12 protein-coding genes are annotated in these 16,122 nt (G+C 68.7%); 3 read left to right on the forward strand and 9 right to left on the reverse strand.

Annotation, left to right across the window (positions count from 1 at the left end; all coding sequences use genetic code 11):
* The first annotated feature begins 18 nt into the window (after window positions 1–18).
* Window positions 19–2,379 (forward strand): hypothetical protein, encoded by a 2,361-nt coding sequence (locus ACFXHA_RS42700; protein ID WP_379366683.1) that lies wholly within the window; start codon window positions 19–21, stop codon window positions 2,377–2,379.
* Between the two features lie 102 nt (window positions 2,380–2,481).
* Window positions 2,482–3,741, forward strand: coding sequence for a hypothetical protein (locus ACFXHA_RS42705; RefSeq protein WP_379366685.1), 1,260 nt, complete (start codon window positions 2,482–2,484; stop codon window positions 3,739–3,741).
* Window positions 3,742–4,098: 357 nt separating this feature from the next.
* Here the strand turns inward: ACFXHA_RS42705 and ACFXHA_RS42710 are convergent, their stop codons facing one another.
* The 3 genes from ACFXHA_RS42710 to ACFXHA_RS42720 form a co-directional block, all read right to left on the reverse strand.
* Window positions 4,099–7,113, reverse strand: coding sequence for a bifunctional [glutamine synthetase] adenylyltransferase/[glutamine synthetase]-adenylyl-L-tyrosine phosphorylase (locus ACFXHA_RS42710; protein WP_379366687.1), 3,015 nt, complete (start codon window positions 7,111–7,113; stop codon window positions 4,099–4,101).
* Window positions 7,114–7,197: 84 nt separating this feature from the next.
* Window positions 7,198–8,055, reverse strand: coding sequence for a fumarylacetoacetate hydrolase family protein (locus ACFXHA_RS42715; RefSeq protein ID WP_379366689.1), 858 nt, complete (start codon window positions 8,053–8,055; stop codon window positions 7,198–7,200).
* 50 nt (window positions 8,056–8,105) lie between these two features.
* Window positions 8,106–8,948, reverse strand: coding sequence for an amidohydrolase family protein (locus ACFXHA_RS42720; protein WP_379366691.1), 843 nt, complete (start codon window positions 8,946–8,948; stop codon window positions 8,106–8,108).
* A gap of 41 nt (window positions 8,949–8,989) precedes the next feature.
* Between ACFXHA_RS42720 and ACFXHA_RS42725 the strand changes: the two genes are divergently transcribed.
* Window positions 8,990–9,661 carry a FadR/GntR family transcriptional regulator gene (locus ACFXHA_RS42725; RefSeq protein WP_379366693.1) on the forward strand — a complete coding sequence of 224 codons (672 nt, stop codon included), beginning with the start codon at window positions 8,990–8,992 and terminating at the stop codon, window positions 9,659–9,661.
* 32 nt (window positions 9,662–9,693) lie between these two features.
* Here the strand turns inward: ACFXHA_RS42725 and ACFXHA_RS42730 are convergent, their stop codons facing one another.
* Genes ACFXHA_RS42730 through ACFXHA_RS42755 form a run of 6 tightly spaced genes read right to left on the reverse strand, consistent with a single transcriptional unit; the run spans window position 9,694 to window position 16,039 of the window.
* On the reverse strand, window positions 9,694–10,650 hold the full coding sequence (locus ACFXHA_RS42730; RefSeq protein ID WP_379366694.1) for an aldo/keto reductase: 957 nt from the start codon (window positions 10,648–10,650) through the stop codon (window positions 9,694–9,696).
* Window positions 10,643–10,969, reverse strand: a complete 327-nt coding sequence (locus ACFXHA_RS42735) for an L-rhamnose mutarotase (RefSeq protein ID WP_379366696.1) — start codon at window positions 10,967–10,969, stop codon at window positions 10,643–10,645. Before ACFXHA_RS42735 ends, ACFXHA_RS42730 begins: the two co-directional genes overlap by 8 nt.
* Before the next feature lies 1 nt (window position 10,970).
* Window positions 10,971–12,017, reverse strand: a complete 1,047-nt coding sequence (locus ACFXHA_RS42740; RefSeq protein WP_379366698.1) for an ABC transporter permease — start codon at window positions 12,015–12,017, stop codon at window positions 10,971–10,973.
* Window positions 12,014–13,537 (reverse strand): sugar ABC transporter ATP-binding protein, encoded by a 1,524-nt coding sequence (locus ACFXHA_RS42745; RefSeq protein ID WP_379366700.1) that lies wholly within the window; start codon window positions 13,535–13,537, stop codon window positions 12,014–12,016. The genes ACFXHA_RS42740 and ACFXHA_RS42745 overlap by 4 nt, the downstream gene beginning before the upstream one ends.
* A gap of 46 nt (window positions 13,538–13,583) precedes the next feature.
* Window positions 13,584–14,675, reverse strand: coding sequence for a sugar ABC transporter substrate-binding protein (locus ACFXHA_RS42750; RefSeq protein WP_379366702.1), 1,092 nt, complete (start codon window positions 14,673–14,675; stop codon window positions 13,584–13,586).
* A complete protein-coding gene (locus tag ACFXHA_RS42755; protein WP_379366704.1) occupies window positions 14,672–16,039 on the reverse strand; it encodes an enolase C-terminal domain-like protein in 1,368 nt (455 codons plus the stop codon). The genes ACFXHA_RS42750 and ACFXHA_RS42755 overlap by 4 nt, the downstream gene beginning before the upstream one ends.
* Window positions 16,040–16,122: the final 83 nt, after the last annotated feature.

The following is a 16,122-nucleotide window of genomic DNA, read 5'->3' on the forward strand; positions in this document are numbered from 1 at the left end:
ATGCAATCAGGAGTTTCCTTGTCCGATCAGGCTTTCAGCGGCGGCCCACAGCGGTATGCGACGGGTCAGCTGTCGCGTGCGCTGACCGCGATCACGCGGGCCGACGCGAACAGGGCCGACCGGAAGCGCGCCGAGGCCAAGGCGCAACGGTGGCGCACGGTGCTCGACGGCCTGAACACCGGACGGGTCCGGGTCGGCAGCCGCACGCCGGTCGCCGACCTGCCCGTGTGGGTGACACTCGAGGTCGCGCACGGCGGATTCGCCACGGGCCGTGGGGTCTCCGAAGCGCCATTGACCGAAGATGAGGCACGGCGATATGCGGCACTACCCGCGCAGGTGCCGGGCAGCAACCCGCGCGAGCGCCTCAACCTCTGGTATCTCGGCGACGCCGGACAGGCCGAACTGCGGGAAGCCCTGCGCACCGGCCACTATCGGATCGACATTCCCGAGCATGCCGCGCTCCTGACCGTTGTGCTGTTGCTGGACAGGGGTTTTCCCGAGCAGGCCCTCGATCTGATCGCGGAACTGCGGCCGTACTTCTCGCGGCTGCGCTTCACACCCACCTTCGATCCGGTGGCCCGGCCCGGCGGCGCGCTGGTGCGGGTGGCGTCGGTCGGCCAGGCCGCCGACGCCCTGCGCGCGGTGCGTACCCCGGAGCAGTTGACGCTCATGCGGACCACCCTCGAGGTGTGGACGCCGCTCTACGACCGCCTGGTCGCGCTGTGGTGCGCCACCGTCGACGGTGACCTGCCGCGCCTGGATTCGACCGGTGCGGTGACCGGCGATCATCCCGGCGCGGTCCGGCCCGCGCACTGGTTGGGCGAACGTGCCCGTTGGCTGAAGGATTTCGCGGTCGCCCGCGACGAGTTCGGGTTCCGGGGCCGCCATGCCCATCGCCGGAGCAATTTCACCCGGCTGTACGAAGCGCTGCTCACCGTCCCGGACAAGCACAACGGGATCGGCGACCGGCTGCTGACCACTCAGCAGGCCGGGCGGGTCCGCCTCGCCCTCGCCAACACGCTGACCCGGCACGGCGAACCCGGCGGTGCCGCAAGGGAATCCGCCCGTGGCGAGCAGCTCGCCACCATCGCCGCGCCGTTGTACCGCGATCTCGCCACCGTGCTCGCGAATCGCCTGGACCGCTTCCCCTCCGACGGCGGGCTGCCCTCGCTGGAGCCGGTGACGACGCCGATCGGCGCGGACGACAGGGTCGGCACCCGGCGCGGCGGCACGGCCGAGATTCCCGATGGCACCGAGTTCCCGCCGCATTTACAGGACAAAGCGATCCGCGCTCTGGAGGCTTCGCCCGACGAGCTGATCCGGCGCGGCATCATCGGCTCCGGCGACGTTCTGGCGGCGGTGCTCCCACAACTCACCTCCCGCCTGCTGGCCGCCGATTTCACCGACCCGGACGCCGCGAGCCTCTACGAGCAGGTGTACACGGCGTTCCGCCGCCGTCGCAGCCTCCTCCTGCTGCGACTCCGGGGACAGGTACGAATCGACGAATTGCCCTGGGTGACAGCTATGCATGCCCTGCGTACCAAGGCTCCGGACGGTCAGCCTGGCGGGTCGGTGGAAGCCGCGCGGATGCTGTTGCGGCAGACGACCTTGCTGACGATCGGGTCCTTTCCCGAGGCGGTCGTGCCGAACCCGCTGGTCAGCGAATTCCACACGCTCTCCCAGCAGGCCGAATTGCATTTGCCGCTGGTCGAGGAAGTGGCGGCCGACATCTTCCAGGGCACCTTCACCGAAAAGTGGCGCGCGGCAGCCATGGTCGCGAGCCGCACCCTGGAAGGCACCCTCTACCAGCGCTACTACGACCTGCCCACGGTCGCCGACTGGAACACCAACGTCCGCACCGAGATCCGCTGGGGCAAGGCCACCGCGGCCGACTTCACCGAACTCTGCGCCCGCCGCGCCAACGAGGCCGGGACCGGCGAGAACTACGTCGCCCGCAACGGCGCGCTGCTCGAGCAGAGCCAGATCCTGACCACCCACAACCTGGCCGTCCTCGTCGACGCCCTGGACCTGGAATCCCGATTGCGGGAAACCGCACCGCAACTCGCGCACCGGAACCTCGTATGGCTCGTTCAACGCCTGAACCAGCCCGCCGACTGGCACACAGCCCTCATCGCGGTGAAGAACGCCGCCTACGCCTGGCGTCAGGCCCTCTTCCTGCTCAGCTACTGCGACCCCGAAGTCCAGCGCAACCAACTCGCCTGGCTGACAAAGCATTCCACCCCACGCCTGACCCCGGTCATCGACGGCCTCGCCCACATCCTGGACGGCGGCCGCTTCACCCCGACCGGACTCGCACGCGACGGCTCCGGCCGCCGCTTCCTAGGCTGGACCATCGGCCGCCACTGGTATTTCGGCTGACCACCACGGGAACCCGCTCCCCCTACCCGGCGTCCAAGGATGCAGAGGCCGGGTAGGGGGAGGACGTCGATGGATCCGGAAGCATTGCGGCGCAGGGCGAGAATGAGCCAATCGGGTGCCGAACACGAGCAATCACGCATCGCCGAACGCGGCCTGGACCCGGACTACATCCACCACCTGGAACAGTTCTCCGCGTTCACGCACCAGCAGATCCACGACCGCGTCCAAGCAATGAACCCCGGCGACATGCATCGCGCCTCCGAGGTCTGGGTAACCCTCGCCGACAGCGTGTTCGGCGCCCTCACCACCCTGCACGCCACAGTCCAGAACGCCCTCTCCGAAGGCATGTCCGGCGAAATGGCCGACGCCGCCGACACCGCCGCCCGCCGCTTCGTCACCGAAGCCACCGACCTCGCCGAAATCGCCACCAGCACCGGCCACCGCATCCTCGCCGCCGCCTACGGCGCCGAAGCCCTCCGCAAAACCGTCCCCCCACCCCTGCCCCAAGCCTCCCCGAACATCCGAGAAGAACTCCGCCAAATCGCCCTGGCTGCCCTGGACGCCAACTACACCCCGATCTATCCACCTGCCGGAGCAGGAATCCCCGCCTTCAACGTGATGACTCGGGCAGCCGTCGATGCCGACCGCGAACGGCAGGCCGAGAGCGGCAGCAGCCCAGCCTCTTCGGACCTGAAGACGTACGCACCAGCCACCACGCTCCCGGCCACCGACGCCCGAAACGTGCCGAGCACCGCACAGCCCGAACGACCGGCCGCCCCCGAACCAGCCGCCGCACAAAACATTCCAAGCCCCGCCACCCTAACCGCCGATTCTGGTTACTCCGCTGGGCGAACCTCGAACCGCGCGATCGGGGCCGATCAGCAGAAATCCACTCCACCCCAGGACGCCATCGAAACCCGCCCCGCCGCCGTCAATCCCGACGCCGCCCCACCCGCCCCGACCGGACGGCCGACGCCCGCTGCCAAACCGGCCACCGAATGGCCACGCCCCAACCTCGTCAACCCCACCCCCGGCCCCGCCTTCCCCGACCCCGCCCGCAGCGACCCCGTCCCGGGTCGCAGCTACCCGGGACCTGCCAATCCCGAAACCCTCACGCAGCCCCGAACTCCCACGGGCCCGCTCACGGACACCGCCACCTCGGCGACACCACCCGGCATGTTCGCGCCCGGCAGCCGCCCCGCAAGCGACTCCGATCTCCTCCACCGCTCCCCCGCCTGGCTCATCCGAGACCGCCAAGCCGAACTCCTCGGCGCCCCACCCCCATGCGTCCCACCCACCCTCGGAGCCGAAATCCCCGCCGCCCGATACGACCTCACTCCACTACCCGACAACAACGACTGATCCCCGCCCAGAGTCTCCACGGCCCAATCACCAAGTGGCAGGCTATTCGCCGACGACTTCCCGCGTCTCACCCAGCATCGGAGCCGAAGTCCCGCCGCCCACCCCGGGCACCGCCCGTCACCGAGTGGCACATCCTGGAGGGGATTTGCCCGGTTTCGGCGCCAGACTGTGCCACTCGGCGGCCCGCCCCGGGCATCGCCGCGCTCGGCAATCGGATGTCTCCATCACGAGGAGCGACCCGAGAATGCCTCTGCACCAGTGCATTCTGACGGAAAGAAGGCATCGCCCCCATCGCCGAGTGGCACATTCTGGTGAGGTTTGTCCGGTTTTGGGCTTCAGAATGTGCCAGTCGGCGGGTTATTCGCCGCCGAAGACTCGTTCTACGACGGTTTTGGCTCGGCGGGTTACGCGCATGTAGTGGTCTAGGAATTCGCTGCCGTCGTCGGTGGGCCAGCCTGCTACTCGGGCTATGGCCGAGAGGAGGGTGCCGGGGCCGGGGAGTTGGTCGGCGGGTTTGCCTCGGACCAGGACCAGGGCGTTGCGGGCCTTGGTGGCTGTCAGCCAGGCGTCGCGGAGGAGAGCCGCGTCGGCGGTGTCGATTAGTTCGGCTCGTTCGATGGCGTCGAGGGATTCGAGGGTGGAGGTGTTGTGGAGTTCGAGGACCTCGTGGGCGTGTTGGAGCTGGAGGAGTTGGACGGTCCATTCGATGTCCGCGAGGCCGCCGCGGCCGAGTTTGGTGTGGGTGGCGGGGTTGGCGCCGCGGGGGAGGCGTTCGGAGTCGACTCGGGCCTTGATGCGGCGAATTTCGCGGACGCCGTCGGGGGACATGCCGCCCTCGGGGTAGCGGATGGGATCTATGGTGCGCAGGAAGCGGATTCCGAGTTCGCGGTCACCGGCTACCTGGTGGGCGCGGAGTAGGGCCTGGACTTCCCAGGATTGGGCCCAGTGCTCGTAGTAGGAGGCGTAGGCGGCGAGGGTGCGGACGAGGGCGCCGTTGCGGCCCTCGGGGCGCAGGCCGGCGTCGACCTGCAGCGGCGGGTCGGTGCTCGGCGCGCCCAGTAGGCGCTGGACCTGTTCGGCGACGCTGATCGCCCATTTCACGGCGACGGTCTCGTCCTCGCCGGGGCGCGGATCGCAGACGAACAGCACGTCCGCGTCGGAGCCGTAGCCGAGTTCCATGCCGCCGAGGCGGCCCATCCCGATGACGGCGAAGTCGGCGGGCGCGGGCCTGCCGAGTTCGGCCTCGCTGGCGCGAATCACGGCCTGCAGCGAGGCTTCCAGGGTGGCGATCCACACCGAGGACAGCGCCTCGCACACCTGCGGCACGTCCAGCATGCCGAGGACGTCGGCGGAGGCGACGCGGGCGAGTTCGTGACGGCGCAGTGAGCGTGCGGTCGCGACCGCGCGTTTCGGATCGTCGTATCGTCCTGCGCCGGAGAGGATTCCGCGATGTACATCCGAGGGCTGGGTGGCCAGCAGCAGCGGCCCGTCCGGTCCGTCGGCGTACATGCGAATGGTTTCGGGCGCGTTGATCAACAGGTCCGGCAGGTACGCCGAGGAGCCGAGCACAATCATCAGCCGTTGCGCGATGGCCCCTTCGTCGCGCAGTTCGCGCAGGAACCAGATCTCGTTGTCGAGCCCTTCGGACACCCGCCGGTAAGCGAGCAGGCCCGCATCGGGATTCGGTGTCTCACCGAGCCATTCGAGCAGGGTCGGCAGTAGCAGCGCCTGAATCCGGCCCTTACGCCCCACCTCCCCGGTCAATGCCTTCAGGTGTCCGAGCGCGTTCTCCGGGGCCACGTACCCCAGCGCCGCCAGCTGCCGGATCGCCGCTTCGGGGCTGAGCCGCAGATTGTCGGCGTCGATGCGCGCCACCGATTCCAGCAGCGGCCGGTAGAAGAGTTTGGCGTGCAACCGCCGCACCCGCACCGCATTGCGTTTGATCTCGCTGGTCAGGACGCCGACCGCGTCCTGCCGCCCGTCGGGTCGCATGTGCGCGGCCCGCGCCAGCCAGCGCATGCCCTCCTCGTCCTCGGGGGCGGGCAGGGTGTGGGTGCGCTTGAGCCGCTGCAACTGCAGGCGGTGTTCGAGCAGCCGCAGGAATTCGTAGGAGGCGGTGAGGTTGGCGGCGTCGTCGCGGCCCACGTAGCCGCCGTCGGCGAGCGCGGTGAGCGCCTCGACGGTGCCCTGCACATGCAGCGATTCGTCGGCCTTGCCGTGCACCAATTGCAGCAGCTGCACGGCGAATTCGACATCGCGCAGACTGCCGTGCCCCAGTTTGAGTTCGCGTTCACGCAGGTCGGCGGGCACCAGGTCTTCGACGCGCCGCCGCATGGCCTGCACGTCGGCCACGAAGTCGGGCCGTTCGGAGGCCGCCCACACCATCGGCATCAATGCCTCGCGGTACTGCTGCCCGAGCTCCAGATCGCCGGTGGCGGGCCGCATCTTGAGCAGCGCCTGGAACTCCCAGGTCCGCGCCCAGCGCTTGTAGTAGGCGATATGCGAGTCCAGGGTGCGCACCAGCGCCCCGGCCTTGCCCTCCGGCCGCAGCGCCGCGTCGATCTCGAAGAAGGCGGCGCTGCCGACGCTCATCATCTCGGCGGCCAGCCGGGTGGCGGTGGTGTCGGCGGGTTCGGCGACGAAGATGACATCCACGTCGGAGACGTAATTGAGTTCCCGCGCACCGCATTTGCCCATGGCGATGACGGCCAGCCGCGCGGGCACCTCCCGATCCACGCAGACCCGGGCCACGGCCACCGACAGCGCCGCGGTCAACGCCACATCGGCCAGATCGGTGAGGTGCTGCCCCACCTGCTGATACGGCAGCACGGGTTCGTTCTCGACGGTGGCGGCCAGGTCGATGGCGGCCAGCAGCATGAGCTGATCGCGATACCGCTTGCGCAGCAGGGCAATCGCCTCGGGCCCGGACACCTGGGCGCGGTACAGCATGGGCCCGGCGTGCGGCCCGATCTCGGCCTCCGCCTTGACCGCCTCGAGCAGATCGGCGAGCAGTTCCTCGCGCGGCGGCAGCTTCGGCCGCTTCAGCAGCTGCCAGGCCGGCGGGTCGGCGACCAGGTGATCGGCGAACGCGCTCGACGACCCGATCAGGGCGAGCAGCCGCCCGCGCAGCGCCGTATTACGCCGCAGCTCGTAATCCAGTGCGGCCCAATCATTCCCAAGTTGCTCGCGCAGCCGGATCAGGGTCAGCAGCGCCAGATCGGCGTCGGGGGAACGCGACAGCGCCCACAGCAGGGGAACACTGTCGACGTTGTCCCAGGCCAACTCTCGCAGAGAGTCGGCAGCCGACGGCTCGAGCAAACCGAGCCGTCCGACACCGGGAACAGCGGAACGAGACGTCGGTGGCCGAACCATTCCTTCAAATTACAGGTCAGGTTGATCGGACGTGCCGCCCATCCCTCCCAAACCAGACACTGTGTCCAATCTGCCTCCGCTTCGCTACGGCAGGTTCACGGCCTGGACGCGCTGGCGCATGCGGCCGATGCCCTCGATCTCCAGCTCGACGACATCGCCGGGGCACAGATAGGGAAAGCGGCCGGAGAGGGCGACGCCCTCGGGAGTGCCGGTATTGAGGATGTCACCGGGTTCCAGCACCGCGAACTGCGACAGGTGCCAGACCAGGTACGCGACGTCGAAGATCAGATCGGCGGTGCTGGAGTCCTGCCGCGGCTCGCCGTTGACGAAGGAGCGCAGCCGCAGGTCCTTCGGATCGAGCTCGGCGGCCGGGACGAGGGCCGGGCCCAGCGGGTTGAAGGTCTCGCAGCACTTGCCCTTGGACCATTGACCACCGGACTCCTCGAGCTGGAAGCGACGCTCGGAGACATCGTTGGAGATGGTGTACCCGGCGATGCACTTCCACGCCTCGTCGGGCGAGTCGAGGTAGCGGGCGCGCGCACCGATCACCACCGCGAGCTCCACCTCCCAGTCGGTGCGATCCGAACCGCGCGGGATGAGGACATCGTCGTACGGGCCCACCACGGTATTGGGGGTCTTGAAGAAGACGACGGGCTGCTCGGGCGGCAAGGACCCTGATTCGGCAGCGTGCGCGGCGTAGTTCATGCCGATGCACCAGACCGCTCCGGGGCGCGCGACCGGCGCGCCGACGCGGCGGCCGGTGATGTCGATACGAGGCAGCCGACCGGCGGCGAGTGCGGTTGCGGCGGCGGCGATTCCGCCGCCCGCCAGGAAGTCGCCGTCGATATCGGAGGTCAGGGGCGTCAGGTCATGAGCATGCCCGTCCTCGCCGACCAGGATCGGCCGTTCCCGGCCGGGTTCTCCCACGCGCTGCAGTTTCATTCATGTCCTCGGATTCGTCGGGGTCGATCAGGGCAGTTCTTTCGGGTCGATCAGGGCAGCCGGTAGATCCGGCGCGCGGTCTCCGACAGCACAGCTGCGCGGTCGGCAGGAGACAGCGCGGTCAACGTGTCCAACGTGGTTTGCCACACCGTGCGATACGACGCGGCGGTGAGCGTGAACGGCCAGTCCCCGCCCGCGAGAATCCGTTCCGGCCCGAACACCGCCAGCGCGTGATCGACGTAGGGCTGCCAGTCCGCGGCGCTGAAGCCCGGCGCGGAGGCCGTGGCCAGGCCGGAGAGTTTTGCCACCACATTCGGGCATGCCGCCGCCTGCGCCAGCAGATCGGCCCACGGCTGCCGGCCGCGTTCGGCGATCGGCGGTTTGCCCAGATGATCGAGGACGATCGTGAGCGTGGGGTGTGCCGCCGCGACCACCGGAATCTGCGCCACCAGATCGGGGCGTTCGGCGACCGCGTCGAAGACCAGCCCGGCCTCAGCGATGAGCGCCAGGCTCTCCGAAACCTCCTGGCGCAGCAGCCATGCCGGGTCCGGGTCCCGGTGGATCATGTGCCGGACGCCGACCAGCGCCGGATGCGGTGGGCGATCCAGTTCCGCGGCGGTGCAGACGGGGTCGTGCAGCGGCAGCCAGCCGACGACGGCGGTCGGGAGGGGCGCGCGCTCGGCGGCGTCGATCAGGGCGCGAGTTTCGGCGAGCGAGTCGGCGGCCTGCACCAGCACGAGTGCGTCGACCTCGAATTCGGGCAGTTGTGGTTCGAGGTCATCGAGGGTGTAGGTCCGGAACAAGACATCCGATGTATTTGTGAGCCAGTCGTATTCGACGTCGAACTTTCCTCCGTCGATGTCCCAGATATGCACGTGAGCGTCTACAGTCATCGGAGGCATGCAGTCCTGTCTCGGAAAGTGGGGAATCGGTTTTGTCGGTCACCGACGACGCGATAGCGCGAATCAAGGCCAAGATCGTCTCCGGCGATCTGCGGCCCGGTTCGCGACTGCCCCGGGAGGCCGATCTCGCCGCCGAACTGGGGGTGTCGCGCAATTCGCTGCGCGAGGCGGTGCGGGCGTTGTCGCTGGTGCGCATCCTGGACGTGCGTCAGGGCGACGGCACGTACGTGTCCAGCCTGGAACCGAATTCGCTGCTGGACGCCATGAGCTTCCTGCTCGAATTCCACCAGGACGATTCGGTGCTCGACATCCTCGGGGTGCGCCGCATCCTGGAACCCGCCGCGACCGCCCTGGCCGCCCAGCGCATGTCCGAACCCGAGATCGAGCACCTGCGCACCCTGGCCGAGCCCCCCGCCAGTTCCTCGGTCACCGATCTGCTCGCCCTGGATCTGAGCTTCCACGCGGCCATCGCTACCGCGTCGGGCAACAAGGTCCTTGCCTCCCTGCTGGATTCGCTGTCCATGCCCACCACCCGGGCCCGCATCTGGCGCGGCGTCACCGAGGAGGGCGCGTTCGAGCGCACCGTCGCCGAGCACCGCGGCATCTGCGACGCCATTGCCGCCCACGACCCGGACCTGGCGCACGCCCGCGCCCTCGCCCATGTCGCGGGCGTCATGGAATGGCTTGCCCGCGCGGCCGGTTGAGCCACTGCTGCCCGTCGCACCCACGCTGCCACTCACGCGCATCCGAGGTCGTGCCAAAGTTGCTCGGGCACAGGCGTATTCAGCATGAGGAGGCTGTCGGCAATCTCAGTGGCGGTGCCTGCACCGAGCACGACGGCGGTGACGGCGGAGTGACGCCGGGGGAATTGCATCGCGGCGGCACGCAGCGGGACGCCGTAATCGGCGCACACCCGAGCCATGTCTCGTGCCCGGGCGAGCACCTGGGATTCGGCGTCCTGGTAGTCGAAGGTGGTGCGGGACCGCGGATCCGCGAGGATGCCGCTGTTGAGCACACCACCTGCCAGGACGGCGATACCGCGGCGCGCGCATTCCGGGAGCAGCTCGGCTTCGGCACGCCGGTCCAGCAGGGTGTAGCGCCCGGCGATGAGCACGCAATCGATCGGGGCCTCGCGCACGAAACGCAGCGCGGTCTCGACGGTGTTGACGCCCACGCCGATCCCGGCGGTCAGTCCCTGCTCGCGCATGCGGACCATTTCCGGCACGGCCGATCTCAGCGCCTGTTCCAGGTAGTCCTCGGGGTCGTGTACGAGCAGCATGTCCACGTGCTCGACGCCGAGGCGCGCCAGCGAATCCGTGAGCGACCGGCGTACACCCAGCGCCGAATAGTCCCTGCGCCGTGAGCGTTTCGGCGTTCCGTAGAACCCGTCCGTGCCGTCGACGGCGAGCGGATCGTCGTGCAGCAGCCTGCCGACCTTGGTGCACACCCAGTAGTCGGCGCGCTCACGTCCCCGCAGGAAAGGCCGCAGCCGCTCCTCCCCCAGTCCCGCGCCGTAGTGCGGCGCGGTGTCGAAGGCTCGAATTCCGGTCTGCCAGGCGTTGTTCAGCGCCTCGCGGGCGGCCGCCGCTCCCACCGGCCGGAACAGCCCCGCGTATCCCGCACCGCCGAGGACGACGCCGGGCAGGCCGGGAATTGTGAGTGCCGGCGTCCGGGCGGCCGATCGACTACGCATCGCCGGACTCCCGCCCGAGATCCCAGACCACCGGCAACTCGGCATCGCCGTCCGAATAGTCGTGCGGGACAGCGAGAAACGACCCCATGTACCGCTGCCATTCGATGTTCACCGGCAGTCCGGCGAGTTCACCGAGCAGCTTGTCGTAGCTGTCGCAGTCTATGACGTGGAACAGGTCCAGCCCGCTGCGCCAGATCGTCCACCCGCCGGCCCCGGCCGCGCGAATGGCGGCGACCAGTTCCGCGGGCACGGCCCGGTGAGCGCCCTCGTAGTCGGCTTCACAGCCGGGTTTCAGCCTGGTGTGCAAGGCGATTCGCATATCACTCCTGTCGGCGGCCACCGGCGATCCGGGTGATGACCAGGGCCACCAGGATCAGCGCGCCATTGATGAATTTCAGCGAGTCCGCACTGACCCCGCCGTAGGACAGCAGCTTCTGGATGAGCGTGAGGATCGCGATGCCGAAGAACGCGCCCAGCACCGACCCGCGTCCGCCATTGAGCGATACGCCGCCGATCACGCAGGCCGCGAAGACATTGAAGATCATCCCGTCGCCCTGACTGACCTGGACGCTGGCGAACTGCCCCGTATAGATCAGCCCGCCCACCGCCGCCAGCCCGCCGGCGATCACCAGCACCGCAATGACGACCCGATCCGTGCGGATGCCCGCGGCCCGCGCGGCGGCCTCGTTGCCACCCACGGCATAGAGCGCCCGCCCCGCGGTGGTGTAGTTGAGCAGCAGGTAGCCCAGCGCGAAAAGCAGCAGGCAGACAACGATGTTCACCGGCACCCCGGCGACCCGGGCATTGCCCAGCCATTCCACCGACTCCGGGATCTTGGTCAGGGTGAACCCACCGGTGAGGAAGGTCAGCAGCCCGCGCAGCGCGATCAGCATGGCCAGCGTCACGATGAACCCGTTGAGCCCGAACCGCACGATCAGCAGCCCGTTGACCAGCCCCACCACCAGCCCGGTGAGCAGCGCGAGCGGAATGGCCATCCACGGCGAAGCCCACGTGAACGCGCCCACCTTGGCGGTGCCCATGGTCACCCAGATCGCCACGCCCGGCGCAAGACCGAAGGTCGACTCCAGCGAGAGATCCATCCGCCCCACCACCAGCACCAACACCTCGGCCAACACCAGCAACGAGATGCCGCTCATGCTGGTGAGCACATTCACCAGGTTGGCCGACGAGACGAAACTGGTGTCGATGAAATACCCGACCACCAGCACCAGCAGGATCGGCGGCACCAGCAGGAAGTCCCGTAACGAACTCCAGCGCAACGGCCTTCGCTCCCGCCGCGACGCCACGCCCGCGGGCGTCGCCGAGTCGATCGCCGCGGTCACCGATTCGGTTCCGGTCGTGCTCATGCCATTCCTTCCATGGCGGCGACGAGTTCGCGGTCGTCCCAGCCCTTTCCGAATTCGGCGGTCAGGGCGCCCTGGACCAGGACTAGTACCCGGTCGCAGTCGCGTAGGTCGTCGATCTCGTCGGAGGCCACCAGCACTGCTGTGCCGCGATCGGCGGCGGCGCGGACTACCGCGCGCAGGGTCTGTTTGGAGCGCACGTCCACGCCGGCGGTCGGCGTGATGAGCACCAGGACCTTCGGTGCGGTGGCCAGCGCGCGGGCGAACACCACCTTCTGCTGATTGCCGCCCGACAATTCCGCCACGCCTTGTTCCGGGCTGTCGGCCTTGATATCCAGCTCGGCGATCGCGGTGCGCACCAGTGCGTCCCGGCTCCGCCGCGACAGCAGCCCGAACCGGCCCAGGCGGCGCGGGACGGTGAGGGTGGCATTGTCGGCGACGCTCATCGACAGCACCAGGCCCTCGTCGTGCCGGTCGCGGGGCACGAACCCGATGCCCGCGGCCAGGGCCGCGGGTACACCGCCCCGGCGCAGGGTGCGATTCCCGGCTCGCACGAATCCACTTGTCGTGGAACGTAATCCGACAATCGTCTCCGCTACCTCCACACGTCCGCTGGAGCCGCCTCCGGCCAGCCCGACAATCTCCCCCGGCCGCACCTCGAACCCGATGTCGCCGAATTCGCCGGTGCGGGTGAGCTTCTCGACCCGCAGAGACGGCTCAGCGGCCGGGTCGGCGGCGGGCCGCTCGACCGTCCGATCCGAGCCCGTCGATTCCCCGGTCATGGCGGCAATCAACTCCCGCTTGCCGAGGTCGGCCACCGACGCGGTGACGATATGGCGGGCATCTCGGAAAACCGTGACGTCGGAACAGATTTCGTAGGTCTCGTCCAGGTGGTGCGAGATGAACAGGAACGTCACGCCCTGCGCCTGCAGATCCCGCATACGCTCGAAGAGCCTGCGGATGGCCGGGCCGTCCAGTTGTGCGGTCGGCTCGTCCAGGATGATGAATCGGGCACCGTAGGACAGGGATCGCGCTATCTCCACCAGTTGCCGGTGCTCGACCGAAAGCTCCCGAGCCGGTGTGTCTTCCGCGACCGGCACCGACCAGGTGTCGAGCAGTTCCCGCGCCCGCTCGCGCACGGCACGCCAGCGCACGATCCGGCCGCCGAAGCCCTGGCGATTGATGAAGAGATTCTCCGCAACGGTCAGGTCCGGAATGATGGTCGAATGCTGGTAGACGCACGCCACGCGGGACCGCCAGGCGTCGCGGTCGGCGGTCGGTGGTGCGGGCTCGCCCCGGAAGCGCACCTGCCCCTCATCGGCAGGTGCGAGCCCGGTCAGGATCGACACCAGCGTCGACTTCCCGGCGCCGTTGCGGCCGACCAGTGCGTGGGTGCGCCCGGCCGTCACCCGCAGGCCGACCCGGTCCAGGGCGAGGGTGCGGCCGAATCGCTTGGAGACGCCGATCGCCTCCGCCACCGCGGTCTCGCCCGAATCCGCTTCGGCTGCCGCTGTTTCCGTCATCGGTCCCATTGCTTCCATCGGTCCCCTTGCCTCGGCCGTCGCCGGCTCAGTGGCCCCGGCCCCACAGACCGGGATCGTTGCTGGCCACCGTGACCATGTCCCCGACCTTGCCGCCGTTCTTGGTCACCACCGGCGCGGGCAGTTGATCCTCGAGCTGGCCGTTGCCGGCGTCGACGATGACCGAGCCGTGGTCGGTGGGACCGGGCACGAACTTGCGGCCCTCGGTGGCGGCCTTGGCGTAGTAGACGGCGTACTGCGCGTAGAGATCTGCGGGTTGGGAGACGGTGGCGTCGATATCGCCGTTGTCGATGGCATCGAGCTCGGCCTTGATGCCGTCATTGGAGACGATCGTGATGTGGCCGGGCTGACCGGCTTTCACCAATTTGCCGCTGCGCTGCAGCAGGGCGAGCGTGGACTGCAGGAACGCGCCGCCCGCCTGCATGTAGATGCCGTTGATATCGGAATCGGTGAGCAGCTTGTCCTGCAGACCCGAGACCGCCCGATCTGCCTTCCAGTCGGTGGGGATCTCGATCACCTTGATGCCCGAGTACCGCGTGCGCATGCAGTCGGCGAAGGCCTGCGAGCGGTCGCGGCCGTTGATGGAACTCAAATCACCCTGGAACTCCACGACTTTGCCCGCGCCGTGCAGGGTTTCGCCGAGATACACGCAGGCGTTGGTGCCGTACGCGCGATTATCCGCGCGCACCACCATGAAGGCCCCGCCCGCGTCGGGCCGGGTGTCCACGCTGACCACCGGCACGTTCTTGGCGGCCGCAGCGGTCAACGCCGGTTTCACCGCGGCGGTGTCCTGCGGGGCCATGATGAGGGACTTCACGTTTTTGGCCAGCAGCGTGTCCACATTCGATTTGAGCCGGTTGGCGTCATTGTCGGAGCTGGTGTTCTCCAGCTTCACCCCCGCGGCCGCGGCCTTCGGCCCGAGGTATCCGGCGTAGGCGCTCCAGAAGTCGGTGTCCGAGCGGGGCTGATCGGCCCCGACCAGTACGCCGTCGGCCGCCCCGTTGCCGACATTCACGGCGGCGGGTGCGCCCGATCCGCCGGTCGATTCGCGCGAACAGGCCGCCGCCGCGGCCACGACGAGCACGGCTGCCAGCGCCGCACCGATGATCCTGGTGTTCATGAGTTTTCGAGCTCCTTCGCCGAAACCTGTACTGCCGAAGCCTGTTGCATGGGTGCGAGTTCGACCGGGGACCGCCAGGCCGCGCCGGTGGGATAGCGGTAGTCGCGCAGGGTCTCGGGCCGCATCTCGGCACTGAAACCCGGTGCGCGCGGGGCGAGATAGCGGCCGTCGGCCACCCGCACCGGATCGCGGAAGTGCTCATGCAGGTGGTCCACGTATTCGATGGCGCGCTCGGCCATGGTGCCGGAGACGGCCACATAGTCGATCATCGCGAGGTGCTGCACGAGTTCGCACAACCCCACCCCGCCCGCGTGCGGGACGACCGGGATCCCGAACTTGGCCGCCAGCAACAGGATCGCCAGATTCTCGTTCACCCCGCCGACCCGGGTGGCGTCGATCTGCAGGATGTCCACCGCGCCCGCCTGCAGCAGCTGCTTGAACAGGATCCGGTTCTGCCCGTGCTCACCGGTGGAGATGGGCGTCCCGGCGACACGGCGGCGGATCTCCGCGTGACCGAGGATGTCGTCGGGGCTGGTCGGCTCCTCCACCCAGGCCAGCCCGGCCGGCGCGAGCCGCGAAATCCAGTCCGCCGCTTCGTCGACGCCCCAACGCTGATTGGCGTCCACGGCCAGCCCGATGCCCGGGCCGACGGCGTCGCGGGCGATCTTCACCCGGCGCAGATCCTCGTCCACATCGCGGCCCACCTTGATCTTGATGGTGCGGAAGCCGTCGGCGACGGCCTCGCGGGCCAGCCGCGCCAGCTTGTCGTCGGAGTAGCCGAGCCAGCCCGCCGAGGTGGTGTAGGCCGGGTATCCGGCGTCCAGCAGGTGCGCCGTGCGCTCGGCGCGACCGGATTCGGAGCGGCGCAGGATGTCCAAGGCTTCGTCCGGAGACAGCGCGTCGGTCAGGTAGCGGAAGTCGATCAGATCGACGATCTGTTCGGGTGACAGCTCGGAAATCAACTGCCACAGCGGTTTCCGGGCGTACTTGGCGGCCAGATCCCAGGCGGCATTGACAACCGCGCCGATCGCCATGTGCATGACGCCCTTTTCCGGCCCCAGCCAGCGCAATTGGGAATCACCCGTGAGCTCGCGCGCGAATCCGCCCAGATCGCCGATGATCTCGTCGACCCGGCGGCCCACCACCAGGTGTCCGAGCGCGTCGATGGCGACCTGCTGCACCTCGTTGCCGCGGCCGATGGTGAACACGAAACCGTGCCCTTGCGGGCCGGCCGGGTCGTCGGTGCGCAGGATCGCGTAGGCCGCCGAATAGTCCGGATCCGGATTCATCGCGTCCGAGCCGTCCAATTGCGTCGACGTGGGGAACCGGACATCGTGGGTGTCCAACGCGGTGATTCGTACCATGCAGTTTCCCATCTGCCAGTGATCTGGATCACGACTATACATCCGATGTCTGTACGCGCAACGAGTTTGCCAAAACTCGAGTC

It is taken from the genome of Nocardia sp. NPDC059240 (assembly GCF_042753865.1).
Lineage (GTDB): Bacteria > Actinomycetota > Actinomycetes > Mycobacteriales > Mycobacteriaceae > Nocardia.

Bases quoted from the DNA above. Each gene is read 5' to 3' on its own strand.
- ACFXHA_RS42705 (WP_379366685.1), top strand. From the start codon at position 2,482: ATGAGCCAATCGGGTGCCGAACACGAGCAATCACGCATCGCCGAACGC.
- ACFXHA_RS42710 (WP_379366687.1), bottom strand. From the start codon at position 7,113: ATGGTTCGGCCACCGACGTCTCGTTCCGCTGTTCCCGGTGTCGGACGG.
- ACFXHA_RS42715 (WP_379366689.1), bottom strand. From the start codon at position 8,055: ATGAAACTGCAGCGCGTGGGAGAACCCGGCCGGGAACGGCCGATCCTG.
- ACFXHA_RS42720 (WP_379366691.1), bottom strand. From the start codon at position 8,948: ATGACTGTAGACGCTCACGTGCATATCTGGGACATCGACGGAGGAAAG.
- ACFXHA_RS42730 (WP_379366694.1), bottom strand. From the start codon at position 10,650: ATGCGTAGTCGATCGGCCGCCCGGACGCCGGCACTCACAATTCCCGGC.
- ACFXHA_RS42735 (WP_379366696.1), bottom strand. From the start codon at position 10,969: ATGCGAATCGCCTTGCACACCAGGCTGAAACCCGGCTGTGAAGCCGAC.
- ACFXHA_RS42740 (WP_379366698.1), bottom strand. From the start codon at position 12,017: ATGAGCACGACCGGAACCGAATCGGTGACCGCGGCGATCGACTCGGCG.
- ACFXHA_RS42745 (WP_379366700.1), bottom strand. From the start codon at position 13,537: ATGACGGAAACAGCGGCAGCCGAAGCGGATTCGGGCGAGACCGCGGTG.
- ACFXHA_RS42750 (WP_379366702.1), bottom strand. From the start codon at position 14,675: ATGAACACCAGGATCATCGGTGCGGCGCTGGCAGCCGTGCTCGTCGTG.
- ACFXHA_RS42755 (WP_379366704.1), bottom strand. From the start codon at position 16,039: ATGGTACGAATCACCGCGTTGGACACCCACGATGTCCGGTTCCCCACG.